This is a genomic window from Bradyrhizobium sp. B120 (assembly GCF_049075665.1).
GTDB lineage: Bacteria > Pseudomonadota > Alphaproteobacteria > Rhizobiales > Xanthobacteraceae > Bradyrhizobium.
The window spans coordinates 6,481,080-6,505,291 of record NZ_CP185242.1; the positions used below are offsets into that span (position 1 = coordinate 6,481,080).

A 24,212-nucleotide genomic window follows, 5' to 3' on the forward strand; every position below is an offset into this window, starting at 1 on the left:
CGCTGAACCCTCGGCCGGAGCAACCCAAATATAGAGACAAGTATGGCGAAGTCACAGCGGCTTTACCGCTGCGACGTCAGGCGGATGACGGTTTTCCGCTCAAGCGTGCGTGCACACCGGCCGTCGCGGCAGGGTTACTGCCCTGCCGCGCGTCCGGGATGTCACCACATCCCGGATGTCACCAGCTCGCAGGGAGCCGCTTCAGCCCGCGCAGCACGAAGGTCGGCCGCCACTCCGGATTTTCCGCGTCATCGAGCCGCAGGTCGGGGATCCGGCGCAGCAGCGTCGAGATCGCGATCTCAGCCTCGATCCGCGCCAGCTGGGCGCCGAGGCAGAAATGGATGCCGCCGCCGAACGACAGCGGCCTCACGTTCGGCCGCTGGATGTCGAGCTTCTCGGGATGGTCGGGATAGACGGCCTCGTCGTGGTTGGCCGAGCCCAGCAGGCACAGCACGCTCTCGCCCTTCGGGATGCGCTTGCCGCCGAGGTCCTCGATGTCTTCCAGCGCGACGCGGCCGGTCAGCTGCACCGAGGAATCGTAGCGCAGGAACTCCTCGATCGCATTGGTGATCAGGCCGGGATTGGCCTTCAGCAGCGCGAGCTGATCCGGGTTGCGGAACAGCGCGAGCAGGCCGTTGCCGATCAGGTTCACGGTCGTCTCATGACCGGCGCCGAACAGCAGGATGATGTTGGCGGTGAGCTCCTCGTTGGTCAGCTTCTGGCCGTCCTCCTCGGCCTGCACCAGTTGCGTGGTGAGGTCGTCACCGGGCTGCTTGCGGCGCAGCTCGAACAGCTGGTGGAAGTACATCGCGGCCATCGCGTTGCCGGCGTTGCCCTGCTTGATCTCCTCTGCCGTCAGCGGCACCGGCTCGAGCAGGCGTCCGCCGTCACGCGAGCCGTTGTAGAAGGCATCGCGATGCTCCTCGGGGATGCCGAGCATGTCGCAGATGATCGTCACCGGCAGGCGGAACGCGAAATCCTCGATCAGGTCCATCTTTCCCTGCGGAACGATGCGGTCGAGCGTCTCATCGACGACGTGCTGGATGCGCGGGCGCATGTCCTCGACCCGGCGCGCGGTGAACGCCTTGACGACGAGGCCGCGCAGGCGGGTGTGGTCGGGCGGGTCCTGCTGCAGCATCCAGTGGCTCATGCTGCGGATGACCGGCTCCTCCATGATCTTGGGGCCGTAGCGGCGGATCGAGCGCTCGACATAGTCCTTGCCGAAGCGCTTGTCGCGCAGCACGAGGCTCGCCTCGGCGTGCCGGCTCGCGACGAAGGCGCCGTGCGCGTTGACATGCATCGGATCGAGGCGGCGTAGCCGCTCATAATACGGATAGGGATTGCGAATGAATTCGGGCGCCAGTGGATTGAAAAGCGGCTCGCCGCTGGCCGGCTGAACTTGCTCGTTCATGGTGACCTCGTTCGTGCGCTACGCCGGTGCCTGCACTCTGGCGCGCCTTGGTGTCATCCTCAAGACCGCACCAACACGGGTGCGGCTGTTCTGGTTTTGGCAGCTCCGGCTTTATCAACCGCAACTCGATACACTCTTGTATCGAGTTGCATTCTGCCCTAAAATGCACCGATGTCAAGGGTTCGAACCAGACCGACACGGGACGACACCTGCGAGAAGCTGTTCGAGGCGGCGGCGCGGGTGTTCGAGGAACAGGGAATCGGCGGCGCCAGCATCGAGGCGATCGCGGCTGCGGCGGGTTTCACCCGCGGCGCCTTTTACTCGAACTTCAAGAGCAAGGACGAGCTGATCTTCGCGATGCTCGAGGATCACGTCGAGCAATCGATCCGGCGCAGCCTCGATTTGCTCGCCAAGCACAAGGACCTGGCCGACTTCCTGGAGGCATTGCGCACCGTCGACCGCAGCCGGCAGGATCCGCTCGGCCGCTCGCCTCTCCTGCATATGGAGATGATCCTGTTCGTGGCGCGCGCCGAGAAGCGTCGGCCCGAACTCGCCAAGCGCCTGCGCGCGCGGCGCAAGCTGATCGCCGACATCGTCGAGACCGCGCAGAAGAACAGCGGCAGGAACGCCAGGCTCAATCCGGACTGGACCGGCGCGATCGTGCTGGCGTTGGAAGATGGTTTCCGCCTGCACCGCCTGATCGATCCGGAGACCACTCCCGCCGACAGTTGCCTGCGCGCGATCACCGACCTGCAGCGGGCGATCGGCGTTTCATCCGCCTGATGCGTCAGGCCGCGCTGGCGACCTTGTGCATCTGCCCGGCGACGGCGCGGACCTTGCGGGGCGAAGCCTGCCAGATCGCGAATGCCGACAGCACGCTGACGGCAATGCCGAGCAGGAACGCGCTGGTATAGCTGCCCGAGAGATCGTAGAGCTGGCCCGTGATCCAGGGACCGGCGGCTCCGCCGGCGAGCGCGGCCAGCATCACGGTGCCGAAGATGCTGCCGTATTGCTTGCCCTGGAAGATCTCGAGCACCACTGGTCCCATCACCGATGTCAGGCCGTAGCCGAGCGCGCCCTGGGTGAAGACCATGAGATAGATCAGCGTCATGCTCGGCCAGTATTTCAAGGCGGCGAGCGCGGCAAAGCAGATCACGAAGCCCAAGCACGAGATCGCCCACACCCATTCGCGGCCGATGCGATCGGAGAGATGCCCGAGCCAGATCTGGCCGGGAATGCCGAGCAGGCTGACGACGCCAAGCGCCCAAACGCCGACATTGGAGCTGAAGCCGATGTCGAGCAGGAATTTGGTCTGGTGCACCTGCACCGCATACCAGATGTACAGGCCGCAGAAATAGCCGGTCGCAATCCACCAGAACCGCGCGGTGCGCAGCGCACGCGACAGCGTCCAGTCGGTGCCGGCCCAAACCGGATCGACAATGTTCGATGCCGGCCTCGCCGACGTCGCCGTCGGCGCCGCATCGCCGTCCGGCTGCAGGCCGATGTCCTCCGGCTTCTTGTGCAGCAACAGGTTGATCGGCGCGAGCACGACCAGCACCACGATCCCCATTGCGGTGCAGGCGGTGCGCCAGCCGGTGTGCTCGATCATGTGCTGCACCCATGGCAGCAGCGTCACCGAGCCGATGCCGACACCGGCGAAAGCGAGCCCGATCGCGAGGCCACGGCGGCGGATGAACCAGTTCGGCACGAACAGCGATTGGCCGGAATAGCCGAGGCAGACGCTGCCGGAACCAACCAGCACGCCGATGGTGAGATAGAGATGCCAGGGCTGCGTGGTCAGCGGCGCCAGCAGCAGGCCGGAGCCCATCAAGAGCACACCGAGCTCCATCACCGCGCGCGGACCGCTGCGGTCCATCAGCCGGCCGATCAGCGGGCTCGCGATCGCGGAAGCAACAAAGCCGAACGAGAATGCGCCCGCGGTAACGCCGCGCTCCCAGCCGAATTCGGAGATGATCGGCGGATAGAACAGCGAGAATGCCGTCCGTGCGTTGACGCCGATCGCCATCGTGACGAAGGTCACCGCGACGATGACCCAGCCGTAGAAGAAGGGAAGTCGCATGGGGGTCTGAGTTGCCAAGGTTGGAGGACGAATACCTGTTTCAGCCCGCGCCCGCTGACGGTCAAGCCCCATCGACCGATAAGGTGGCTTCAAGCAAGTGTATTCCACCGGACCGCGTCAATTCGCTCAAATCGACGGCCCAATTGTGTGAAGCAATTCATAGACAGTCAGGCTAGGCGCGGCAGACTTGCGCGCGATGTCGATACCTCGGCCATGTCAGCTGACCTTCTGTTGCCTGCCGGAATTCCGAGCACACTGCATCGGACGATTGGCAGCGCTGGATACGACGATGGCGGTCGCGCCAGCGGTAACGCCGCGCTCCCGGCCAAACTCGCTCATAATCGGAGGGAAGAAGGGAGAAACCCCATTCCCGCATTGACGCAGATCAATGGTGACGCGTTTCGCCGCGGCGATGATCCAGCCATGAAGCCAAGGGACGCATTTGCGTTGCATGTTCAAGGCGCGAATGCCTGCCTGGTCCGCACCATATGCACCCGACGGGCGGATCACGATTGCGCGCCCACGGACATCCCCTCAAAGGTTGCAAACATCATACTGTACCAGCGCACTTGGCTGGCACACCCTGCCGGATGGAGCCTTCCTTTATGATCTTGATGAAGATATCCTTTTGGCGTTGGTGTTCTGTATTTTTGTGCCAGATTTTAGTCGCATATCAGTAAATTTTGCAGAAGTATCAATAATATGATGACCCCATCGGTCCCGGAAGTTCGCCGACGCCTTGCGGCAATCCTTGCGGCAGACGTGGTCGGCTATACGCGCCTGATGGAGGCGCACGAGGAAAACACCCATACCCGGCTGATGCGATTGCGCTCGGAAGTCCTCGACCCGGGCGTCTCGGCGCAAAACGGTAGGATCATCAAGAATACCGGCGACGGCTTCCTTGCAACCTTCGATACCGCGCGCGACGCGACGCGGTGTGCTCTCTCGCTGCAGGAAGCTCTTGCCGTGAATACAGCCGGGATGCCCGCTGACGAGCGCATCAGCTTTCGCATCGGGCTGAATGCCGCTGACATCATCGTTGAAGAAGATGACGTCTATGGCGAGGGCGTGAACATCGCGGCGCGCCTTCAGAACTATGCGCAAGCGGGCGGCGTCGTGGTTTCGGGAGCCGTTGCGGAGCAGATCGGGCAAGACCTGGACGTCAGCGTGATCGACCTTGGCGATCTGCATCTTCGCAACATGGGTCGGCCTGTCCGCGTGTACGCGCTCCACCGACCGATGCAGCCCGCGAAGCTTGTCGGCGAAGCCCCGGTGGGCTCGGAACCTCGCCCCTCGATTGCCGTGCTGCCGTTCCGGATGAACCTGGCCACGCCGGAAGAGGGCTATTTCGCTGATGGTGTTGTTGACGACATCATTCGCGGCCTTGCCGGGCTCAAGGAGCTTTTCGTCGTATCGCGCGGGTCCAGTCTTGGCTTCAGCGGCCGCAACGTCGACGTGCGCGAGATCGGACGTCGGCTCGGGGTTCGCTATGTCCTCTATGGCGGGATTCAGAGGACGATGACCTCGGTCCGCATCGTGACCGAGCTCAGCGACGCCGAGTCGGGCGAAGTCATTCGTTCGGATTTGCACGAAGGCGACCTTGGCGAGCTGTTTGCGCTCCAGGATCGGATTGCCATCAATGTCGTAAGACAAATCGCGCCGCAGGTTCGCGAGCGCGAGCTTATGCGATCGATGCGCAAGCATCCGCAGAACCTGACCGCCTACGACCTCGTGTTGCAGGCGCTCGATCTGCTGTACCGGATGGACTACGATTCCTTCTCCAAAGCGCGTGGCCTGCTCGAGCAAGCCATTTCATACGACCCTAATTTTTCGTTGGCCTATTCCTACGTCGCGCTGTGGTACGTGTTCCGGATCGGGGAAATCGGATCGCCGGATCCCGAGGGTGACGTCATCGCCGGCGCCAGATACGCCAAGGAAGCGATCGATCGAGGCGGTGACGATGCATTCGCGTTGGCGGTGTATGGTCACGTCCAATCATTCCTGCTGCACGACTTTCAAGGCGCAAGGATAGCGCTGGACCGCGCCATTGCCGCCGGCCCGAGTTCAGCCATGGCCTGGACCATGGCAAGCGCAACATCCGGCTTTCTCGGTGACGGCCCTGCTGCCCTGCACCAGGGTGAGCAGGGCGTCCGGCTCTCGCCGCTCGACGCGCGCTCGTTCTGGCACGAGGGTTTGTTCGGCCAGGCTCACTATGTGAATGGCGATTATGAGCAGGCATTGGAGTGGGTGCGTGGCGCACTGAACCGCAACGGACTTATTCGCTTCAATCATCGCCTGCTCATCGTCACGCTCGGTGCCTTGGGCCGTCGTGAAGAAGCGGCGGAGGCGGCGCGCCGCTACCTGGAAATTCAACCTGGATTCCGCATTTCATCCTACGCGCCACGCTGCCCGTTTCGTGGCGATGCATTGGACACCTGGCTCGGCCACCTGCGATCGGCGGGGCTTCCTGATTGACTGCTATTGCTGACGACAACTGCCGACAGAGGGAGAGACGTCAATGACAGGCAACACGGGTAACACGGGCAATACCGGAAACACCGGCAATACGGGAAACACCGGCAACGTCGGAGGGGGTGGTTGGTTTATCTCAGACCGCGTCGACTTGCCGTTCGTCACGCGGCTCGACCCCTCGGGCACCGACGAGCTGGGCAGCCTGCGGCGGACGCCGCCGGCGCATTTCGGCAGCCGGCAATGGTCGGCAAACTGGTATGCGTGGCGTGTCCTGCATCAGTTCATCGCCAATGCCCCCGGCTGGGCAACGACCATCGATGCTGACGCCACCCTCACGCAGATCCGGACCGACCTGGTCGCCGGTTATGCCGCCCAGATAGATAACCTCGTGCTCGCCGCGCGGGACGAACGGCCGGATGCCATGGGACTGATCCTTTCGCAGGACGCTGAATTCTTCACGGATTTCCTGGCTGTGCTGACCGCGAGGCCCGGCTCGCATACGCAAACCTGGCGCCTCTTGAATATCGCGAGTTTGATTGGGTCCTTTGCGGCTTTGTATTTCAAGGACAAGTACGATCTGCCTCGGCCGTCGCAGATTTGCCCTGCATTGCTGCCGCCGATCCAAGTCCCCGGTCACTCATCCTGGCCAAGCGGGCATTCCACCCAGGCGCATTTCATGAAGAACTGCATGCTTAGGGTGTTCGCCGCGACGGCGATGTCTGCGGCTGACCACGCCGTATGGAAATCCGACCTGTCGATCCTGGCGGATTCGATCGCCAGAAACCGCGAGATTGCCGGCGTGCATTATCCGAAGGATTCGGAAGGCGGCGCCAGGATCGCGGATCTGCTGGACACCGTCATTCTGACACCAAACGTCGTGCCGATGTTTGACGCCGCAATCGCGGCTGCCGCAGGCGAATGGCAATGAGCACCCGGGACGGGCGGAGCCCCACATACGACATCGAAGGCCTGAAGAAGGTCATCAAGGATTCGACGACCAGCGTGCTTCCTCCCACCGGATTTCGCACCTTGGTCGCATCGCAGGACGAGCTGAAGGCGCTCGGTTTTCCAAGACGGCCGGACCCAGTGCTGCAGCCGGCCGAGTATGCATTCTGGCAGAAGATGTTTAGTCCGACGGTGGCGTTCGAGGCGTTCGATTTCCAAGTGCTTTCCCCCGTCACCGCGGGTCTCCGCCGATCTTTCGACCAATCGCCGCGGCGGGAAAGCAGCCTCAACTGGTCCGGTGCCTACATCACACCGAGGGATGGCACCGTATTCTCGTCGGTCTGGGGGAAGTTTCAGGTGCCGACACCAACCCAGCCGGCCAGCGGCCGGGCCAGCGAGACATATCACAGTTCGACGTGGATCGGCTTTGATGGACAACGTCGATATTACCGATCGACGCTGCCGCAAATCGGCACTGCGCAGAACATCGACCCCGCCACCGGCGCGGGCAGCCCGACGACCTTGTTCTTCGCGTGGTGGCAATGGTGGGTCAGGGGCGACCCGGCCCAGGCGCATCCCATCACGCTCGTGTCGCCGAAGATTCATGCCGGCGATCTGATCATGTGCCTCATGCAGGTCGCGCCGGATCGCACCCGCGTGTCGTTCGTGATCACGAACCTCACGACCAGTCGCTCCGTGCAGTTCTCTCAAACCGCACCCCTGACCCAGCTGGGGCAACCCTTCAGGATTCCCGGCGCAACGGCGGAATGGGTGATGGAGCGGTCGGCCCTCCCGGGAAATCCAACGCCGCTGCAGCTCCCGGACTACGGCACCGTGGTCTTCCACGACTGCGGCGCGTCCGCAATCAACATGGATACCGGAGCGACGGTGGAGCGCAATCTCTCCGGCGCGAAGCTCATCGACATGTACGTCGTGAAGGAGGGCCCGGAAAGGACCGAGAAGCCCTCCATCGCGAAGCCGATCGATTCGACGGAGTTTCTCACCTACTTCCGCTAGCGCGGCGTTCGACCGCGCTCAGGCTGCGAGACTCGGCGCTGACGAAGTTGGAACGGTGCCCTACGCCAGCGCGTGGCTTTCGTGGCCGAAATAAGCACGCTCGAGCCGGTGCGCGAGGTCGGCCTCGCCGGTCACAGCCTCCAGCGCGATCGTCCCCTGCACCAGCGCATAGACCCGATCGGCGCACGCCAGCGCCTTCTCCAGCAGCTGCTCGACCAGCAGCACCGAGGTGCCCTGCTCGCGCAGCCGGCCGATGACGTTGAGGACGCGATCGACCAGCACCGGCGACAGCCCCGCGGAAGGCTCGTCGAGCATCAAGAGCCGCGGCCGGCGGACCAGGCCCTGCGCCACCGTCAACATCTGCTGCTGCCCGCCCGAGAGTGCGCCGCCGCGCTCATGGCGCTTCTCGGCGATCTCGGGGAAGAACGAGAGCGCCTCCTCGACGCGTACGGCGCGTTCCGCGCGCGGCAGGTCGTAGCCGGCGAGCAGCAGATTGTCGGTCACGGAAATCTGCGTGAACACGCGATGGCCTTCGATCACATGCACGAGCCCGGCACGCGCGGCATCGCGCGGCGTGGCGTTGGACATGTCGCGTCCGCCGAACCGGACCTGCCCGGCATTGACCGGCAACAGACCCGACATCGCGCGCAGCAGCGTCGTCTTGCCGGCGCCGTTGGGGCCGAGCAGCGCAACGACCTCGCCGGCGGCGATCGTCATGTCGATGCCATGCAGCACGCGGATCTTGCCGTAGCCGGATTCCAGCGCACTCACTCTGAGCAGAGGTTCAGCCGCCAAGGTAAGCACTGACGACCTCCTTGTGGACGCGGATCTCCGCCGGCGTTCCCGCCGCCAGCGTGCGGCCGAGATTGAGCACGGTGACCTGATGGCAGATATCGAAGATCAAATCGGCATGATGCTCGACCAGCAGCACGCCGGTGCCGCGGGCGCAGACCGCCTTGATCAGGGTCGCCAGCCGCTCGATCTCGTCGTTGGAGAGACCCGCCGCGGGCTCGTCAAGCAGCAGGAAATCCGGATCGAGCATCAGCGCCCGCGCGATCTCGATGAAGCGCAGCTCGCTGTGCTGCAGCCGATCGGCGCGCGCATCGGCGAGCGCCTCGAGGCCAACAACTCCGAGCAGCGCCCGCGCCTTGGCGGCGAGCATGCGCTCGTCCGCGCCGTTGCGCGGCAATGCCAGCATCGCCTCGACGAAATTGGCCCTGCCCTCGATCGAGCCGCCGATCATGACGTTCTCCAGCACCGAGGCTTCACCGATCACGCGCGGCGTTTGGAAGGTGCGCGCGATGCCGCTGGCCGCGCGCTTGACTGGTTCGCCCGCGGGCAACGCCGCGTCGCCGAGCGTCATGGTGCCGGCCTTCGCGGCGTAATAGCCCGAGATCACGTTCAGCGTGGTGGTCTTGCCGCTGCCGTTCGGGCCGATCAGGCCGTGGATCCGGCCAGGCGCGACATCGAGGTCGAGGCCGTCGATCGCCTTCACATTGCCGAAGCTCAGCGCGATGCCGCGCAATTGCAGCGCCTTGCCGCCGTCGCGCCGGCGCACGATGTCGGCGAGCGCGGCCGGACGCGGAACGATGGCGCGGTTGCTGGCGAGCGGACGACGGTTGCGGAAATCGAGCAGCGCCGCGATGCCGCCCGGCATCACCAGTACGATCAGCAGCAGCAGCACCGCGTAGAGGAAGGTCGACCATGCCGCCAGCGGCGCGGCGATCTCGGGCAGGATGGTCAGGATGATGGTGCCGAGCATCGGCCCGAGGATCGAGCCGCGGCCGCCGATCAGGATCGCGATGAAGAACAGCACCGAGAGATCGAAGGTGAACGCATCGGGCGTGATGTACGTCTGCAGGGTCGCGAACAATCCGCCGGCGATCGCCGCCAGCGCACCCGCGAACAGGAAGATCGCGATCAGCATGTTCGGCTTGGAGATGCCGCTGGCCTCGGCGGCGACCTCGGCATCTCGCACCGCGATTAGGGCCCGGCCGAACCGGCTGCGCGCGATATTGGCGCTCATCCAGGTCGTGAACGCGGCGAAGCCGATACAGAGGCCGTAGAAGCCCCACGGCGTGTTGAACGGCGCCGGGAATTCGGGGCCGGTGATGCCGATGCCGCCACCGGTCACGCTCTGCCAGGCCAGCGCGATCTGGGTCACGATGGTCGCAAAGCCCAAGGTCGACATCGCGAAATAGAAGGTACGCAGGCGCAGTGCCGGCAGCCCGACGATAACACCGAAGATCGCGCCGATCAGGCCTGCGACCGGCAAGGCGGCGAACACTGGAATCGCCGGCATCACGTTGCCGGCGACCAGCACGCTGGTGGTGTAGGCGCCGAGCGTCAGCAGCGCGACATAGCCAATCGCAAGGTGGCCGGCGAAGCCGACCACCAGATTGAGGCCCGACACCAGCACCCAGTAGATCGCGGCGCGGGTGCCGATCAGCACCCAATAGTCGTTGCTGACGAAGGGCAGCAGCACCGCTACGACCAAGATACCGATGAACGGCACGATATGCGGCAGCGCCGCGCGCCATGCGCCGCTGTCGGTCCGGGGCGGCGTGGCTGCGACCGACGTCATCACACTCTCCGCGCGGTCGAGGCGCCGAACAGCCCTTGCGGCGCGGCGAGCAGCACCACGATGAACAGCGTGAACACCGCGACCGAGGAGAAGATGCCGCCGACCAGGAAGTTCGCCGCCTGCTGGAACAGGCCGAGCGCCAGCCCGCCGATGATCGCACCTCGGTTATTGCCGAGCCCGCCGAGCGCCACCGGTACGAAGCCGTAGAAATTGAGCAGCGCACCATTGGCGAAGAAAGCGAGCAGCAACTGCCCGCCGGAGAATCCGGCGATGCCGCCCACTACGCCGGCGAGCGCGTAGCTTGCGACGCGCAGATTGCGCTCCGGCAGGCCGAGCGCCCGCGCCGCGAAATTGTCCTCCGCGATGGCCAGGAACGCGCGGCCGACCAGGGTGCGGCGGTAGAGATATTCAAGGCCGATGATGGTGACGGCGCAGGCGGCGACCGGCAGCCAGAACTTCTCGTCCCAAATGCCCTCGCCGAATCCTGCGATGCGCGGGAACGGCTGCGGCTCGGTGCCCCATTTGATCGCGGTGACCTGCTGGATCATCAGTGCGACCGCCAAGGTCGACAGCACGTAGAGATGCTGGTCGAGGCTCTTGAGCACCGGCCGCACCGCGACGAATTCGGTGATGATCCCGATCACCGCGCAGCACAGCAGCGTCAGCACGAAGCCCAGGGCGATCGGCAGGCCGAGTTTCAGCGTGAACATCGAGCCGAACACGCCGCCCAGCATCGCAAGCTGGCCGGCAGTGAAGCTCATCACCCGCGAGGTCGAGAACATCGTGTTGTAGGTGACGCCGACCAGCGCGTAGATCGCGCCCGCCGCGAGACCGGATGCAAGGATCGAAGTGAGCATCGAGGCCAGCATCGGCTGCGCCCTCGCCCTGCTATGTGTATCCCGGCGCCAGCGCGAAGGTGCCGTCCTTGGCGGTCGAGGCTTCCGACATCACGATCTCTTCGGTCAAATAGCCATTATGCTGCGTCGGTGAGAAGCGGTAATTGCCGAAATAGCCGGGATAGGTCGACAGCGAATTCCAGTAGTTGACGATGCCGGCGCTGTCGGTCGAGCCGCTTTCCGCGACGGCTTTCGCGATCAGCTCGATGCAATCGATGCCGCCAGCGATCCACCACAACAGCGTGTCGTTCAACGCGATGTTGGCCTTGGTCAGCCGCGCGACCAGGTCCGCGCTTTTCGGCGGCAGCTTGCCGGCGCTGTCATAGCTGCAGCTCTTGTAACCGATCGCATAGACCTTCTTCCAATTCTCGGGCTTGGCGACCAGGCTCGCGAGCTCGCCCGAGGCCAGCGAGGGATGGCCGACGAAGGGAACGTCCCAGTTCATCGCAGCGCGGGTGTTGAACATGCGCGCCTCCATGCCGGTCGAGACGCTCCACACCACGATCGCCTCGGCGCCGGCGTTCTTGGCGCGCAGCATGTCCGGCGTCATGTCGGGCTGCGTGGCGTCGATATTGGCCTGATAGACCACTTCGGCACCGTCCTTCTTGAACGCCGCGACGGAGGCGCCGACCGCGGTGACGCCATAGCCGGTGGTGTCGCCGATCACGGCGATCTTCTTCACCTTGAGGATCTTGAGGCAATAGTTGCGCACGGCGTCGTCCCATTGATTGTTCGACGGCGCGATGCGGAACGCATTGGGAAACTTGACCGGATCGATCAGGGTCTCGACGACGCAAGGATGCAGGTCGGGCATCTTGGCGCGCGCCATGATCGGCGTCGTCGCCAGCGCCTCGCCCGAATTCAGCGGGCCCCAGATCGCGTGCACCTTGGCCTGGCTGATCAGCTCCTGCGTGGCGTTCACCGCCTTGGTCGGGTCGCCCTGGGTGTCGCGCATCACGAGCTCGATCTTGCGGCCCTTCACCCCGCCCGCGCCGTTGATGGCGTCGACCGCGAAATTGACGCCGCGGTTGAACCCGACCGTCGGCGCCGAGCTCGGCCCGGTAATCGCCGCGAGACAGCCGATCTTGATCGGTTCCGATTGTGCGATGGCAGGGGCCGGGAAGGAGAATGATGCGGCGCCGAGTGCGCCGGCACTGCCCAATAAAACGTCACGGCGTGAAATGGCCATGTGATGCACTCCCTGTTTCCCTCTCGGCGCCCGTCGTTTGTTGCGGGACGTCCGTTGATTGATTGTCCGCACGCTCTGGGGCCGCGGTTTGATAGCCTGAAGTTTGGGCTGGATGTGAAGGTCTTGTCCAGCCCCGCGGACGGCATTGGGATCGGCCGAACTTTCATGGCCGCGGCCGCCGCGTCCAGTGCTCGGCATTGACAGCGCCGACGGGTATCTCTCCCGCGACGATCATCGCGACCTGGCGCACGGTCTCCGACGATTGATGCTCGATGGCCTGCGGCGTCAGGCCGCCGACATGCGGGGTTGCAATGACATTGTGCAGCTTCGCGAGCTCCGGCGCCGGCATCTGGTCGGGCGCGCGACCGACATCCATCGCCGCGCCCGCGATGCGGCCCTCGCGCAGCTCGGCCGCCAGCGCCGCCTCATCGACGAGGTTGCCGCGCGACAGGTTGATGAAGAGCGCGTGCCTCTGCATCCGCGCCAGCGCGGCCTGCCCGATCAGGTTTTCGGTCTCCGCATTGGCGATCGCAAGGCAGACGACGTAGTCGGCATGCGCCAGGAGATCGTCGAGCGGCACATGCCGGATCGCGGCATCGTCTGACGTCACGAAGGGATCGGCGACCAGCACGTTCATGCCGAGCACCTTCGCGATTCCGGCAAGATAGCGCCCGATGCTGCCATAGCCGATGATACCGATCGTGCTGCCCGCGAGCTGGCGGCCCATCACGACCTCGGGCGCCCTGCCCGCGTGATACTCGGCGGTGGCGCGCGAGACGCCGCGCGACAGATCGACCATGAAGCCGAGCGCGAGCTCGGCGACCGACTGGACGAAGCCCGCGCTCGCCTGCGTCACCAGCACGCCGGCGGCGGATGCTGCCGCGACGTCGATATTGCGGATATCGACCGCGCAGCGCACGAAGGCGCGCAGCTTTGGCAGCAACGGAAAGATATCGCCGGGCCCTGGCGTCATGCGATCGGCGACGATGATGTCGGCATCAGCCGCGGCCTCCACCAGTGCTGCCGCGTCGAGCGCCTCGTCACCCTCATGCAGCTTGACCTCGGCAACAGCGCGCAGACCGTTCAGGCTGCGCTCGCCATAATAGTCGCGGCGCATCTGCGGCGTGTGAGCGAGAAGGACCTTCACGCTTCCATTCTCCTAATAGCCGAGCGCATGCGGCAAGGCCGTGCTGATGGCGGGCACGAAGGCGATCACCAGCAGGCACAAGAGCAGCAGGCCGAGATAGCCCGAGATCGGCTTGATGGTCTGCTCGATCGGCACATTGCCGATCAGGCAGGCGCCGTAGAGGCCAAGACCAAGCGGTGGCGCAAACAGCCCGAGCCCCATCGCGATCACAAGCACGACGCCGAAATGCAGGGGATCGATGCCGAGCTTGACGGCGACCGGCAGCAGCAGCGGGCCGAAGATGATCAGCGCCGCAGCGCCCTCCAGCACCGAGCCCATCACCACCAGCACCAGGATCGACAGCAGCATGAACAGCCAGACGCCGTGGCTGCCCGAGATCGCCAGCATGAGCTCGCCGACCGCATGCGGCACCTGCTGCAGCGTCAGGATGAAAGCGAGCGACTGCGCCGCCGCGACGATGAACAGCACCAGCCCCGAGCGAACAGCCGATTGCACGAAGCAATGCGCAAGGCTCTTGGCGCCGAGTTCGCGGAACAAGAGGCTGCCGACAGCGATGGCGTAGACCGCGGCAAAGGCCGAGATTTCAGTTGCGGTGGCGAAGCCGCTCTTGAAGCCGAAGAAGATCATGAAGATCAGCCCGAACGAGGCGATCGCGCCGGTCCACAGGCCGGAAACTGCGGCGCGCGGCTCGGCTTCCTCAGTCGCGGCGGGACGCTTGCCGAACACGATCGATACCGCGATCAGCGCCAGCGCCATCAGCGCGGCGGGCAGCATGCCGGCGACGAACAATCCGCCGATCGACAGATTGGCCACGAAGCCGAGGATGATCAGGTTGATGCAGGGCGGAATGGTTTCCGCCATCACCGCGGAAGCGGCGAGCAGCGCCACCGCCCCGCCCGGGTTCTGCCGCGAGCGGCGCGCCGCCGGGATCAGCACCGAACCGACCGCGGCGACATCGGCCATCTTGGAGCCGGAGATGCCGGAGAACAGCACCATCGACATCACCATCACGACATTGAGCCCGCCGCGCATCCGCCCGACCGCGCGCTGCAACAGCTCGATCAGCCGGACCGACATGCCGTTGGCTTCCATCAAATAGCCGACCAGGATGAAGAACGGGATCGCCAGCAGCACGAAATTGTCGATGCCGCGCGCCATCTGCTGGGCGAAGATCACGCCGGGCAGCGTGCCTTCGACCCAGATGAAGATCAGCGCCGCCAGCGCCATCGCAAAGCCGATCGGCAATCCGCCGAACAGCGTGAGGAAGAAGCCGATCAGCATGAACGTTTGCGATGACGGCACGGATGATGGTGCGAGTGCATCCCAGGCCAGATAGAGGCCGACGATAACAGCGGTCGCGACGATGCCTGCCGCCATGTCGCGCAGCGGCCGGCCGCACAACGTCTCGAACGCGAAGATCGTCATGAACGCCGCGCCGACGCCCATCGGATAGAACGTCCATTCCAGCGGCAGGCCGGAGCCTGAGGTCTGGCCGGTGGTCAGCCAGCCCATCTTGACGGCGTTGAACGCGACGGTGCCGGCGACGATGGTGACGAGCAGCGCACCGACCGCGTCGACGACGCGCCGCACGCCCGGCGGCAGCATGTCGACGAAGAAGGCGACGCCGAGATTCTCGCTGCGCGCCAGCGCGCTCGCCGCGCCGAAGAAGCTCGACCCGACCATCAGGCCGCGGGCGACGTCGTCGGACCACTCGACCGGCGCATTGAACAGGAAGCGGGCCAGCACCGAGACGCAGACCACCACGAGATCGGCGGCGAGCAGGATCGCGGCGACCGCGTCACTGATGGCGAGCAGCGGCGCCGTGATCCGGTCAGTGCTGCGGCTTGTCGCAACTGCGGCGACTGACATGCGCCGACCTCAGGCCTGGGTGGCGCGGATCAGATCGACGACGGCCTTCGCCTCGGGCCGCGCCTTGATGAAATTGTCGGTCTGCGGCAGCACGCGCTTGCGGAACGCCTCCTTGTCGCATTCGACGACCGTGACGCCCTTCTCGACCAGGGTCGCCAGTGCCTCCTTCTCCACCGCGAGCCCATGTGCGCGGGTCTCGATCGCGGCCTGCTTCGCCGCATCGAGAAAGCCTTCGCGCAGCTTGGGGGCCATGCGATTAAACGTGGTGTCGCTGAAATAGACCGCGAGCGGCGAGAAGATGTGCTGGGTCAGCGCGTAGTGCTTCGCCGTCTCGTAGAACTTGCTGGCGAGGATGGTTGGCGGATCGTGCTCGAGACCATCGAGCACGCCGGCTTGCAGCGCCGTATAGATCTCGCCGAATGCCAGCGGCGTTGCCGCCGCACCCATCAGCCGCAAACATTCGGTGATGATCGGGTTGGGCAGCGTGCGGATCTTCAGGCCGGCAAGATCTTCCGGCGTCTTCACCGGCTTCTTCGCCAGCACGCTGCGGGCGCCGAAATTGTAGGCCCACGCGATGATGTGGATGCTGCCGCCCTTGAGCAGCGCGTCCTCGATCGGCTTCGCCGCGCCGGCATCGAACGCCTTGGTCTGCTGCTGGTAGCTGGTGAAGAGATAGCCGAGATCGAACGTGCCGACCAGCGGCACGAGGTTCGCCGAGATCGACGAGCCCGAGACCATCAGGTCGATCACCCCGAGCTTCACCGAGTTGATGACGTCGATCTCCTGGCCGAGCTGGTTGTCGGGGAAGAAGGTGACCTCGATCTGCTCGCCGAGCCCGTTCGCCTTCAGGCTCTTGACGAGGCTGTCGTAGTAGACGCGGCCGTTGGCGTATTTGGGGTCGTTCGGAAGCGATGACGAGCACCGCATCTTCATGGTCGCGGCCTGCGCACGGCCGATGATCGTGGGCGCCGCGGCAAGCCACGCCGCAGCAGCAGCCGACGACCGCAACACGATGCGGCGGTTCACATGCTTCGAGATCATGATGGCTCCTCCCCAGGAACGGATCTTGTTGTCTCGGCCACCCGCCTTGTCGGCGTGAGCTTGGCATCCGTTTTGTCATAATGTATGACAAAACGTATTCGGTTGCGCAAGAGCACCGCGGCGGCGGTGCAGGCAACCAACCGCAGCGAGGCTTCCGATGTTCCAGACCTCCAACGCGTTGCGCCGGAGCGTGCACAGCCAGGTCGCCGACCGTGTCGGCAGCAGCATCGTGCGCGGCGAGATCGGCGTCGGCGAGACGCTGCCGCCGGAAATGCAGATCTGCGCGATGATGGATGTCAGCCGCACCGTGGTGCGCGAGGCGATGCGGACGCTGACCGGCAAGGGGTTGATCGAGTCGCGGCCGAAGAGCGGCACGCGGGTGCGGCCGCCTGAGCAGTGGAATCAGCTCGATCCCGACGTGCTGCGCTGGCACCTCGAGACCGCGGAGATCGATCGCTATCTGGCCAAGCTGTTCCAGCTGCGCTCGGCGGTCGAGCCCGCCGCCGCAGCGCTGGCGGCGAGCCATGCCGCAGAAGACGACATCGCCCGGATCCGCGCCGGATGCGACGGGATGGACGCGGCAAGGACCGACGAGGACTTCGTCGCCGCCGACATCATGTTCCATCAGGCGATCTATTTCGCGACCCGCAACGAGTTCTTCTGGCCGATCGCGCAGATGTTCGAGATCACCCTGCGCCAGAGCTTTACGATCGCAGCCCCCGGCTCGCACCGCCCGCGCGCGCTGATCGAGCACCGCGCAGTGCTGGACGCGATCGCCGCCGGCGATGCCGAGGCGGCACGCGAGGCCACGGTGGTGCTGCTGACGCATTCGGCCGACGATCTGGTGCGAATTCGGGGACGGGAATTCGAGACGGCACGTCCAGCCAAGCGACGCTGATGTTGGTGACGGTGGCCGTGATGAGCTCACTGCTTCCCCATGGTCGTCCTGGCGAAAGCCAGGACCCATAACCACCGGCTTGTATGGGAAGAGAGATCGAGGCCCCAGCATCGTCCGACAATTTGCATTTGGGGTAATGGGTCCTGGCTTTCGCCAGGACGACATCGGATGTGTGGCGCGATCTACATCCCAATCGTCGTCCCTGCGAAAGCAGGGACCCATAGCCACCGATGCAAATTGGTTTGCAGCGCTGGGGCCGCAGCTCGCTTCAACAACAAAACCCTGTGGTTATGGGTCCCTGCCTTCGCAGGGACGACGATGAGGATGGTTCTCGATTCAAGTTGCCACACCACGCGCTGTCATCGCCCGGGCGATGACGGGTGAGGATGAGGACGCAGCTTCGCATTCAGTTGCCCGTCGGGCTGCTTTGTCGACGCCAAAGCAACAGCAGCGCCGCTATTTCGACCGCGCCACCGTGGTGCCGTCCCACTCCTCATCGGTGGGGTTGGCGAGCTGATGCCTGCATCGCGCGATCATCTGTGTCGAGGCCGCATCCGTGCCCCGGAGTTGCAAGGACCTCTCGAACGCTGCGATCGCCGCGGTGAAATCACCGGCGCGCCAGGCCGCAAGCCCGGCCTCGTACGGCGCGATCCAGTCGCGTGCGATCGCGCCCTCGTCGGCCATTGCGATCAACTCGTAGATTTCCAGCCCGCCGGCGCGGCCGTAAACGGCGAGCCGGTCCAGCTCGCGGACGACGATGCGGTCGCCGGCCAGACGCCGCGTCTCCGGACCGATGATGATGGTCGATCCATAGACCTTGTTGGTGCTCTCGAGACGGCTTGCGATGTTCACGGCGTCGCCGATCACGGTGTAGTTGAGCCGCACCTCGGAGCCGATATTGCCGACCAGCATGTCGCCGGAATTGATGCCGATGCGGATCCTGACCGGCTCCCCCTTGTCGTCGGCGAGGCCGGCCTGCGCGACCGCGCGCTGGCAGGCGAGCGCCGCCCGGCAGCAGTCCGCGGCATGGTCCGGATTGGCGGCGGGAGCACCCCAGAACGCCATCACGGCGTCGCCGATGAACTTGTCGATGGTGCCGTTCTCCTGCTGGATCGCCGCGGAGACGATGTCGAAGTAGTACGACAGCAAGGGGATGATGCGATCGCCGAGCCGTTCCGACATGCCGGTGAAGCCGGCGAGGTCGACGAACATCACGCTCATCGGCCGCACCGCGCCGCCGAGCCGCGCGCCATTGCCGTCGCTGACCAGCCGCCGCACCAGATCGGCCGGAATGTATTTGCGGAACGCGGCGAGCCCCTGCGCCATGTCGCCGATCGCACCCGACAGGTTTTCGATCTCGGCAAGGCGCGACGGATGCCGCTCGACCTTGTCGAGGTCGAAGCGCTCGACATGCCTGATCTCGCCGACCACCTTGATCAGGGGCGCCGCGATCAGGCGCTGCGCCAGCCACGCCGACAACAGCCCGGCGGCCGCGATCAGCACCGCGAGCCCGATCAAGAGGTTGCGGATCGTCATCCGCACCGGGCCGAGGAATTCGGATTCCGGCACCACCGTCACCAGCGACCAGCCCGGGAACGAGATCGGGGTCAGCACCGCCTGATAGGCCTGCCCGTCCCGCATGACCTGGGACCGGTACGCCTCGCCCTCGCCGGGATCGTAGGCCTTGCCGGCCTGCCTGACCGCGGCGACCGCAACCGGCAGCAGCGGATGGTCGGTCTTCAGCGCATTCAGTTCGTCGGCGTCCTGATCCGGGGACGCGATCACGCCACCGTCGCGATCGAGCAGGAAGGCGCCCGCCGACTTGCCGACCGTGAGCTGCGAGAGGAAGTTCGACACCCGGGTCAATTCGATGATGATGGCGAGCACGCCGGTGCGCTCGCCGTCGACGTCGATCGGCACCGACAGCATCGCGGCCAGCCGCTCGCCGCGGGGCAGCGTCGTCAGCGTCGACCATTGCTGGTCGCGGGCTGCGATCGCATCGCGAAACCAGGGCTGCTCCGTGACCAGGTATTTGCCATCCTCGACGGTGCTGTCCCTGAGCTTGATGTCGATACCAGCATAATCGTATCGATCGGCCCGTAGCTTGCGGTCGGGCGAGATGGTCAGCATCTCGACGCCGGCGTCGCCGAGCTTGTGGGCGCCAAAAAACGAGCCGTCCGGCCAGCCGAACGCGACCCACGAAATGGTCGGTTGCGACTGCAGCTGCGACAGGAACACGAACTGCCGCTTGCGCGCGTCGCGGGCGTCCAGCACCTTCTCGGTCAACAGCGTCCGCACCGCCGTCATCGACGAGCGCGCTTCGGTCGTGATCGACTGCAGCTCGTCGCCGACCGCAGAGACGATCTGGTCGTTGATGGTGTCGGCCAGCGTCTGGCTCACCCGTTGTGCGGTGCGCCACCACAACAGATGCACGCCGACGGCGCTGACCACGATCGAGGTCAGGACGAGGGCGGAGATGGCGCTGCGGATGCCGATGCGCATCGATGAGGTCCGGATCAACGGTTGCTTTACCGCATTACGGAACATATTCGGGATTGTTTCACCAGCCCGGGACGCAACGCAGCCCCCGGACACGGGCCTGTGACCATAGTTGAATGCATCTGCGACGAAACTTCTGGATTGTTGGCAGCGTACACGCCAAGACAAGCCAGCTATCTTCGAAGGTTCCTTGATGCACGACGTCACGATCCCGGCCGCCTTGATCGCCGGTCTAGTCAGCTTCCTGTCGCCCTGCGTGCTGCCGCTGGTGCCGCCCTATCTGATCTACCTGACCGGTGCGACCATCGAGCAGGTCAACCAGGACGGCGCCACCGCGGCCTCCAAGCGCGCCGTGATGACGGCGGCGGTGATGTTCGTGCTCGGCTTCTCGACCGTGTTCGTCGCGCTCGGCGCCAGCGCCTCGATCGTCGGCGGGCTGGTGCGTGCCTGGTCGGCCGAGCTCTCGATCCTGGCCGGCATCGTCATCATCATCATGGGCCTGCACTTCCTCGGCATCACCCGGATCGGCCTGCTGATGCGCGAGGGGCGGCTGACCGCGCCCAAGCCGGTCGGGCTGTGGGGCGCCTATGTCATGGGGCTGGCGTTCGCGTTCGGCTGGACGCCCTGCATCGGGCCGATCCTGGCCGCGATCCTCTCGATTGCGGCCGCGGAGGCCACGGTGACCAAGGGCGCCGGCCTGCTCGCGGTGTATTCCGCCGGGCTCGGCATCCCCTTCCTGCTCGCCGCCTTCATGGTCAAGCAGTTCTCCTCGGTGTTCGCGCGGATGAAACGCCATCTCGACACCGTCGAGCGCGTGATGGGCGTGCTGATGGTGGTCACCGGCATCGGCTTCCTGACCGGCGCGGTGTCGGGCGTCAGCGTCTGGCTGCTGGAAACCTTCCCGGCGCTGCAAAATTTCGGCTAGGGCCCGTAACAAGCCCGCTATCCCGGGCGAAACTCCCACCATGACGCGGCCGTAGCTTTTGGCTCGTGCCGGTTGACGTGCGTTCGCACCGAACGCCGGCGCCGGCTGCGTGGCGGAATATTGGGAGGGTTTCGCATGAATTTCATCACAAACCTGCTGATTCTGCTCCCGGCGCGGATCGCGTCGTATTTCTCCTGGGCCGGACCGCTGATCATGCGGATCATCGTCGGCTACACCTTCATGCTGGCCGGCTGGGGCAAGCTCACCAACCTCGCCCAGGTCACCGAGAACTTCGTCGGCTGGGGCATTCCGTTCCCGACCATCCTCACCCCGTTCGTGTCCGGCGTCGAATGCTTCGGCGGCGCGATGCTGATCCTCGGCCTGTTCACCCGCATCCCCGCCGCGATGCTCGCGGTGGTGATGATCGTCGCGATCAGGTCGGCGAAATGGGGTGACGTCGACTCGCTGGAGACGCTGCTCGGGTTCGAGGAAGCGACCTACTTCGCCGCTTTCATGTGGCTTGCGATCGCAGGTCCCGGCGCCGCCTCGCTGGACCGCTTGCTGGTCAACGCGACCGAGGGCCAGAAGGCGCCGACCTGAGCGTAACCCGCAAGGCCGGCTCACAATGCCGTGACATGGCGAGCCCCGATCCCGGCGGCCCCGTAGCTCAAACGACCTCGCCTTCGGGAGCGCGCCATGAGACTTGTCCGCAGCATCGCAATTCTCGTGGCGTTGAGCGCGTCGCCCTCACTTGCGGCGGACGCCCCGGCATGGACCGGCTGGAGCCACGATCTGTTTGCGCGCGCCACGACCGAGCAGCGCTTCGTCATCCTCGATCTCGAGGCGGTGTGGTGCCACTGGTGCCACGTGATGGAGAAGACCACCTACGCCGACCCCAAGGTGCAGGAGCTGCTCGCGGCGAAATATCTCCCGGTCCGCGTCGACCAGGACGCCAATCCGGATCTCTCGAGCCGCTATGGCGACTGGGGCTGGCCTGCGACCATCGTGTTCGCGCCTGACGGCAGCGAGATCGCCAAGATCAGGGGCTATATCGAGCCCGAGCGGATGCAGGCGCTGCTCAAGGCCATCATCGACGATCCCTCGCCGGGCCCATCGGTCGGCGAGGCGTTCGAGATCAAGCCCGCCACCTCGGCCTTTCTCGGCAAGACGCAACGCGCTGAGCTGACCAGGACCTTCGACGAATCCTACGACGACAAGCTCGGCGGCTGGGGCGAGAACCAGAAATACATCGACGCCGACAGTCTCGACCTTGCGATCAGCCGGGCCGAAGCGGGCGATGCCACCGCAACACGGCGCGCAAGGCAAACGCTCGATGCCGCGGTCGCGCTGATCGATCCGGTGTGGGGCGGCGTGTTCCAGTATTCGGAAGGCGGCTCCTGGAGCCATCCGCATTTCGAGAAGATCATCTCGTTCCAGTCGCAATATCTGCGGCAATACAGCCAGGCCTACGCGCAGTGGAAGGAGGCGAAATATCTCGCGGCCGCGCGCGATGTCGAACGTTACCTGACCGATTTCCTGCTGAGCCCCGACGGCGCCTTCTATGTCAGCCAGGACGCCGATCTCAATCACGACGTCGACGGCCACGCCTATTATGCGCTTGATGATGCCGCGCGCCGCAAGCTCGGCCTGCCGCGCATCGACAACAACCTCTATGCGCGCGAGAACGGCTGGGCGATCTCCGGCCTCGTGGCCTATTACGACGCGAGCGCCGATTCGAAGGCGCTGGCGATCGCCGAGCGCACCGCGAAATGGGTGCTCGCCAATCGCGCGCTGCCGGACGGGGGCTTCCGCCATGGCGACAAGGATCGCGGCGGCCCCTTCCTCGGCGACACCGTCGCGATGGGACAGGCCTTGCTCGATCTCTACGCCGCGACCGGCAATCGCGACTGGCTGACGGCGGCGGTACGAGCCGGCGACTTCGCCGCCACGTTCCGTGACGAGGCCGGCGGCTTCCTCACCTCGAAAACATCGGAAGGACAAGCCGGCGTATTCGCCAGGCCCGCCAAGCTGATCGATGACCAGATCCAGGTCGCGCGCTTCATGAACATGCTCAATCGCTATGTCGGCACTGACGGTACCCGTGAACTGGCCGCGCACGCGATGCGCTATCTCGGTGCAGCATCGGCCGAGATGCCGCGGCCGATGCCAGGCGTGCTGCTCGCCGATGAGGAGTTCGCCACCGAGCCGACGCATGTCACCATCGTCGGACACAAGGACGACGCCCGCGCGCAGCGCCTGCATGCGATCGCGCGCGCCCTGCCCGCCCGCTACAAGCGGCTCGAATGGCTCGACCTGCGCGAGGGCAAGCTGCCCAACCCGGACGTCGACTACCCCGACCTCGGCGAGCCCGCGGCCTTCGCCTGCAGCAACCGCATCTGCTCGTTCCCGGCGTTCAGCGCCGAGGAATTGCAGGCGAACGTGGCGCAGATGGCGAAGCTGAAGCCGGCGCGCGCCGCGCAAAACTGATTAAAATGCAGACTGTGCAACGCAGCAAGCCGGTCGGCCTGGCGCAATGAAATACTCTTTGGCCGGCGGTGTTTGACATGGAGCGGGCGTCAGACCCGGCCCAAACAAAATTTTCTTTTGAAACGCTGTAACCAAACCGCCTGATACCCCGTAGCTGATCTTGGACGAGCACTCAAATCGCGGGAAGCACCGCACCGCGGACGCCCCTGCGATCTGATTGTTCTCCGAATGTCCATCCGTTGTGCGGTCCGGGATCGAACGATCGTCGGATGCTCACGGCGCCACATTTATTGCTTTTAAACAATCACCGAGGAGATCGTCATGAAGTTGAGTTCGAAGTCCGGCGCAACGCTCGCCGTCGCTGCGGCCACCCTGTTCCTCGCCGGCTCGGTGGTTTCGACCACCTCGACGGCCGCGAATGCCGCCACGGGCAAGTGCATGGCCGGCAATGCCTGCAAGGGCCAGAGCGCCTGCAAGGGCGGCGCCAATTCGTGCAAGGGCCTGAACGCCTGCAAGGGCACCGGCTTCTCGCTGAGCTCCGAAAAGCAGTGCAACGCGATGGGCGGCAAGTTCGTCAAGGGCTGATCGCACCATCCCAGGAGGCCCGGCGACGGCGCCGGGCCTTTTCACGCCACGGCGCGGATAAATGATCCCGGCACGGGGTAACCAAAGCGGACCATATCCGTAGCTATCTTTGGGTGCAGCCTTCGGCCAACTCAGACGGTTTGCAGGCGGCGCACCTTCAACCATCT

The 24,212-nt window shown here is 65.0% G+C and carries 19 protein-coding genes; 9 read left to right on the forward strand and 10 right to left on the reverse strand.

What is annotated here, in order from left to right:
• Window positions 1-178: 178 nt before the first annotated feature.
• Window positions 179-1,411 (reverse strand): cytochrome P450, encoded by a 1,233-nt coding sequence (locus tag ACOIX3_RS30115; RefSeq protein WP_420965581.1) that lies wholly within the window; start codon window positions 1,409-1,411, stop codon window positions 179-181.
• Between the two features lie 171 nt (window positions 1,412-1,582).
• Here ACOIX3_RS30115 and ACOIX3_RS30120 point away from each other — a divergent pair, with 171 nt between their 5' ends.
• Window positions 1,583-2,194 carry a TetR/AcrR family transcriptional regulator gene (locus ACOIX3_RS30120; protein WP_420965582.1) on the forward strand — a complete coding sequence of 204 codons (612 nt, stop codon included), beginning with the start codon at window positions 1,583-1,585 and terminating at the stop codon, window positions 2,192-2,194.
• A 4-nt stretch (window positions 2,195-2,198) separates the two neighbouring features.
• Here ACOIX3_RS30120 and ACOIX3_RS30125 read toward each other — a convergent pair whose 3' ends face one another.
• Window positions 2,199-3,491 carry an MFS transporter gene (locus tag ACOIX3_RS30125; protein ID WP_420965583.1) on the reverse strand — a complete coding sequence of 431 codons (1,293 nt, stop codon included), beginning with the start codon at window positions 3,489-3,491 and terminating at the stop codon, window positions 2,199-2,201.
• Window positions 3,492-4,196: 705 nt separating this feature from the next.
• On the opposite strand from ACOIX3_RS30125, the gene ACOIX3_RS30130 reads away from it, so the two are divergent.
• From ACOIX3_RS30130 to ACOIX3_RS30140, 3 genes are read left to right on the forward strand one after another with little or no spacing between them, the layout of a single operon-like run.
• The gene (locus tag ACOIX3_RS30130; protein WP_420965584.1) at window positions 4,197-5,966 is read left to right on the forward strand and encodes an adenylate/guanylate cyclase domain-containing protein; all 1,770 of its coding nucleotides are present in this window, start codon (window positions 4,197-4,199) and stop codon (window positions 5,964-5,966) included.
• Between the two features lie 43 nt (window positions 5,967-6,009).
• Window positions 6,010-6,891, forward strand: coding sequence for a phosphatase PAP2 family protein (locus ACOIX3_RS30135; RefSeq protein WP_420965585.1), 882 nt, complete (start codon window positions 6,010-6,012; stop codon window positions 6,889-6,891).
• Window positions 6,888-7,925: an A4/G1 family peptidase gene (locus ACOIX3_RS30140; RefSeq protein WP_420965586.1), complete on the forward strand. Its 1,038-nt coding sequence runs from the start codon at window positions 6,888-6,890 to the stop codon at window positions 7,923-7,925. Before ACOIX3_RS30135 ends, ACOIX3_RS30140 begins: the two co-directional genes overlap by 4 nt.
• A gap of 60 nt (window positions 7,926-7,985) precedes the next feature.
• Here ACOIX3_RS30140 and ACOIX3_RS30145 read toward each other — a convergent pair whose 3' ends face one another.
• From ACOIX3_RS30145 to ACOIX3_RS30175, 7 genes are all read right to left on the reverse strand, one after another.
• Window positions 7,986-8,729, reverse strand: coding sequence for an ABC transporter ATP-binding protein (locus tag ACOIX3_RS30145; protein ID WP_420965587.1), 744 nt, complete (start codon window positions 8,727-8,729; stop codon window positions 7,986-7,988).
• Window positions 8,710-10,509 (reverse strand): ABC transporter permease subunit, encoded by a 1,800-nt coding sequence (locus tag ACOIX3_RS30150; RefSeq protein WP_420965589.1) that lies wholly within the window; start codon window positions 10,507-10,509, stop codon window positions 8,710-8,712. The genes ACOIX3_RS30145 and ACOIX3_RS30150 overlap by 20 nt, the downstream gene beginning before the upstream one ends.
• On the reverse strand, window positions 10,509-11,378 hold the full coding sequence (locus tag ACOIX3_RS30155) for a branched-chain amino acid ABC transporter permease (protein ID WP_420965590.1): 870 nt from the start codon (window positions 11,376-11,378) through the stop codon (window positions 10,509-10,511). The genes ACOIX3_RS30150 and ACOIX3_RS30155 overlap by 1 nt, the downstream gene beginning before the upstream one ends.
• 19 nt (window positions 11,379-11,397) lie before the next feature.
• On the reverse strand, window positions 11,398-12,594 hold the full coding sequence (locus ACOIX3_RS30160; RefSeq protein ID WP_420965591.1) for an ABC transporter substrate-binding protein: 1,197 nt from the start codon (window positions 12,592-12,594) through the stop codon (window positions 11,398-11,400).
• Between the two features lie 163 nt (window positions 12,595-12,757).
• On the reverse strand, window positions 12,758-13,741 hold the full coding sequence (locus ACOIX3_RS30165; protein WP_420965592.1) for an NAD(P)-dependent oxidoreductase: 984 nt from the start codon (window positions 13,739-13,741) through the stop codon (window positions 12,758-12,760).
• A gap of 12 nt (window positions 13,742-13,753) precedes the next feature.
• Complete coding sequence (locus ACOIX3_RS30170; protein WP_420965593.1) at window positions 13,754-15,610, reverse strand: TRAP transporter large permease subunit; 1,857 nt, start codon at window positions 15,608-15,610, stop codon at window positions 13,754-13,756.
• A 9-nt stretch (window positions 15,611-15,619) separates the two neighbouring features.
• A complete protein-coding gene (locus tag ACOIX3_RS30175) occupies window positions 15,620-16,651 on the reverse strand; it encodes a TRAP transporter substrate-binding protein (protein WP_420965595.1) in 1,032 nt (343 codons plus the stop codon).
• A 157-nt stretch (window positions 16,652-16,808) separates the two neighbouring features.
• Between ACOIX3_RS30175 and ACOIX3_RS30180 the strand changes: the two genes are divergently transcribed.
• On the forward strand, window positions 16,809-17,549 hold the full coding sequence (locus tag ACOIX3_RS30180) for a FadR/GntR family transcriptional regulator (RefSeq protein ID WP_420965596.1): 741 nt from the start codon (window positions 16,809-16,811) through the stop codon (window positions 17,547-17,549).
• Window positions 17,550-18,005: 456 nt separating this feature from the next.
• Here the strand turns inward: ACOIX3_RS30180 and ACOIX3_RS30185 are convergent, their stop codons facing one another.
• Window positions 18,006-20,051 (reverse strand): adenylate/guanylate cyclase domain-containing protein, encoded by a 2,046-nt coding sequence (locus tag ACOIX3_RS30185; RefSeq protein WP_420965597.1) that lies wholly within the window; start codon window positions 20,049-20,051, stop codon window positions 18,006-18,008.
• 190 nt (window positions 20,052-20,241) lie between these two features.
• On the opposite strand from ACOIX3_RS30185, the gene ACOIX3_RS30190 reads away from it, so the two are divergent.
• The 4 genes from ACOIX3_RS30190 to ACOIX3_RS30205 all read left to right on the forward strand — a co-directional run bounded on the left by ACOIX3_RS30190 (window position 20,242) and on the right by ACOIX3_RS30205 (window position 24,045).
• Window positions 20,242-20,973 carry a cytochrome c biogenesis CcdA family protein gene (locus ACOIX3_RS30190; RefSeq protein ID WP_420965599.1) on the forward strand — a complete coding sequence of 244 codons (732 nt, stop codon included), beginning with the start codon at window positions 20,242-20,244 and terminating at the stop codon, window positions 20,971-20,973.
• A gap of 135 nt (window positions 20,974-21,108) precedes the next feature.
• The gene (locus tag ACOIX3_RS30195; protein ID WP_420965600.1) at window positions 21,109-21,573 is read left to right on the forward strand and encodes a DoxX family protein; all 465 of its coding nucleotides are present in this window, start codon (window positions 21,109-21,111) and stop codon (window positions 21,571-21,573) included.
• Between the two features lie 96 nt (window positions 21,574-21,669).
• Window positions 21,670-23,460, forward strand: coding sequence for a thioredoxin domain-containing protein (locus ACOIX3_RS30200; RefSeq protein ID WP_420965601.1), 1,791 nt, complete (start codon window positions 21,670-21,672; stop codon window positions 23,458-23,460).
• A gap of 321 nt (window positions 23,461-23,781) precedes the next feature.
• Window positions 23,782-24,045, forward strand: a complete 264-nt coding sequence (locus tag ACOIX3_RS30205; protein ID WP_021077199.1) for a hypothetical protein — start codon at window positions 23,782-23,784, stop codon at window positions 24,043-24,045.
• Window positions 24,046-24,212: the final 167 nt, after the last annotated feature.

Bases quoted from the DNA above. Each gene is read 5' to 3' on its own strand.
- ACOIX3_RS30160 (WP_420965591.1), bottom strand. From the start codon at position 12,594: ATGGCCATTTCACGCCGTGACGTTTTATTGGGCAGTGCCGGCGCACTC.
- ACOIX3_RS30115 (WP_420965581.1), bottom strand. From the start codon at position 1,411: ATGAACGAGCAAGTTCAGCCGGCCAGCGGCGAGCCGCTTTTCAATCCA.
- ACOIX3_RS30150 (WP_420965589.1), bottom strand. From the start codon at position 10,509: ATGACGTCGGTCGCAGCCACGCCGCCCCGGACCGACAGCGGCGCATGG.
- ACOIX3_RS30205 (WP_021077199.1), top strand. From the start codon at position 23,782: ATGAAGTTGAGTTCGAAGTCCGGCGCAACGCTCGCCGTCGCTGCGGCC.
- ACOIX3_RS30130 (WP_420965584.1), top strand. From the start codon at position 4,197: ATGACCCCATCGGTCCCGGAAGTTCGCCGACGCCTTGCGGCAATCCTT.
- ACOIX3_RS30135 (WP_420965585.1), top strand. From the start codon at position 6,010: ATGACAGGCAACACGGGTAACACGGGCAATACCGGAAACACCGGCAAT.
- ACOIX3_RS30140 (WP_420965586.1), top strand. From the start codon at position 6,888: ATGAGCACCCGGGACGGGCGGAGCCCCACATACGACATCGAAGGCCTG.
- ACOIX3_RS30185 (WP_420965597.1), bottom strand. From the start codon at position 20,051: ATGCGCATCGGCATCCGCAGCGCCATCTCCGCCCTCGTCCTGACCTCG.
- ACOIX3_RS30120 (WP_420965582.1), top strand. From the start codon at position 1,583: ATGTCAAGGGTTCGAACCAGACCGACACGGGACGACACCTGCGAGAAG.
- ACOIX3_RS30180 (WP_420965596.1), top strand. From the start codon at position 16,809: ATGTTCCAGACCTCCAACGCGTTGCGCCGGAGCGTGCACAGCCAGGTC.
- ACOIX3_RS30170 (WP_420965593.1), bottom strand. From the start codon at position 15,610: ATGTCAGTCGCCGCAGTTGCGACAAGCCGCAGCACTGACCGGATCACG.
- ACOIX3_RS30155 (WP_420965590.1), bottom strand. From the start codon at position 11,378: ATGCTGGCCTCGATGCTCACTTCGATCCTTGCATCCGGTCTCGCGGCG.
- ACOIX3_RS30175 (WP_420965595.1), bottom strand. From the start codon at position 16,651: ATGATCTCGAAGCATGTGAACCGCCGCATCGTGTTGCGGTCGTCGGCT.
- ACOIX3_RS30190 (WP_420965599.1), top strand. From the start codon at position 20,242: ATGCACGACGTCACGATCCCGGCCGCCTTGATCGCCGGTCTAGTCAGC.
- ACOIX3_RS30195 (WP_420965600.1), top strand. From the start codon at position 21,109: ATGAATTTCATCACAAACCTGCTGATTCTGCTCCCGGCGCGGATCGCG.
- ACOIX3_RS30200 (WP_420965601.1), top strand. From the start codon at position 21,670: ATGAGACTTGTCCGCAGCATCGCAATTCTCGTGGCGTTGAGCGCGTCG.
- ACOIX3_RS30125 (WP_420965583.1), bottom strand. From the start codon at position 3,491: ATGCGACTTCCCTTCTTCTACGGCTGGGTCATCGTCGCGGTGACCTTC.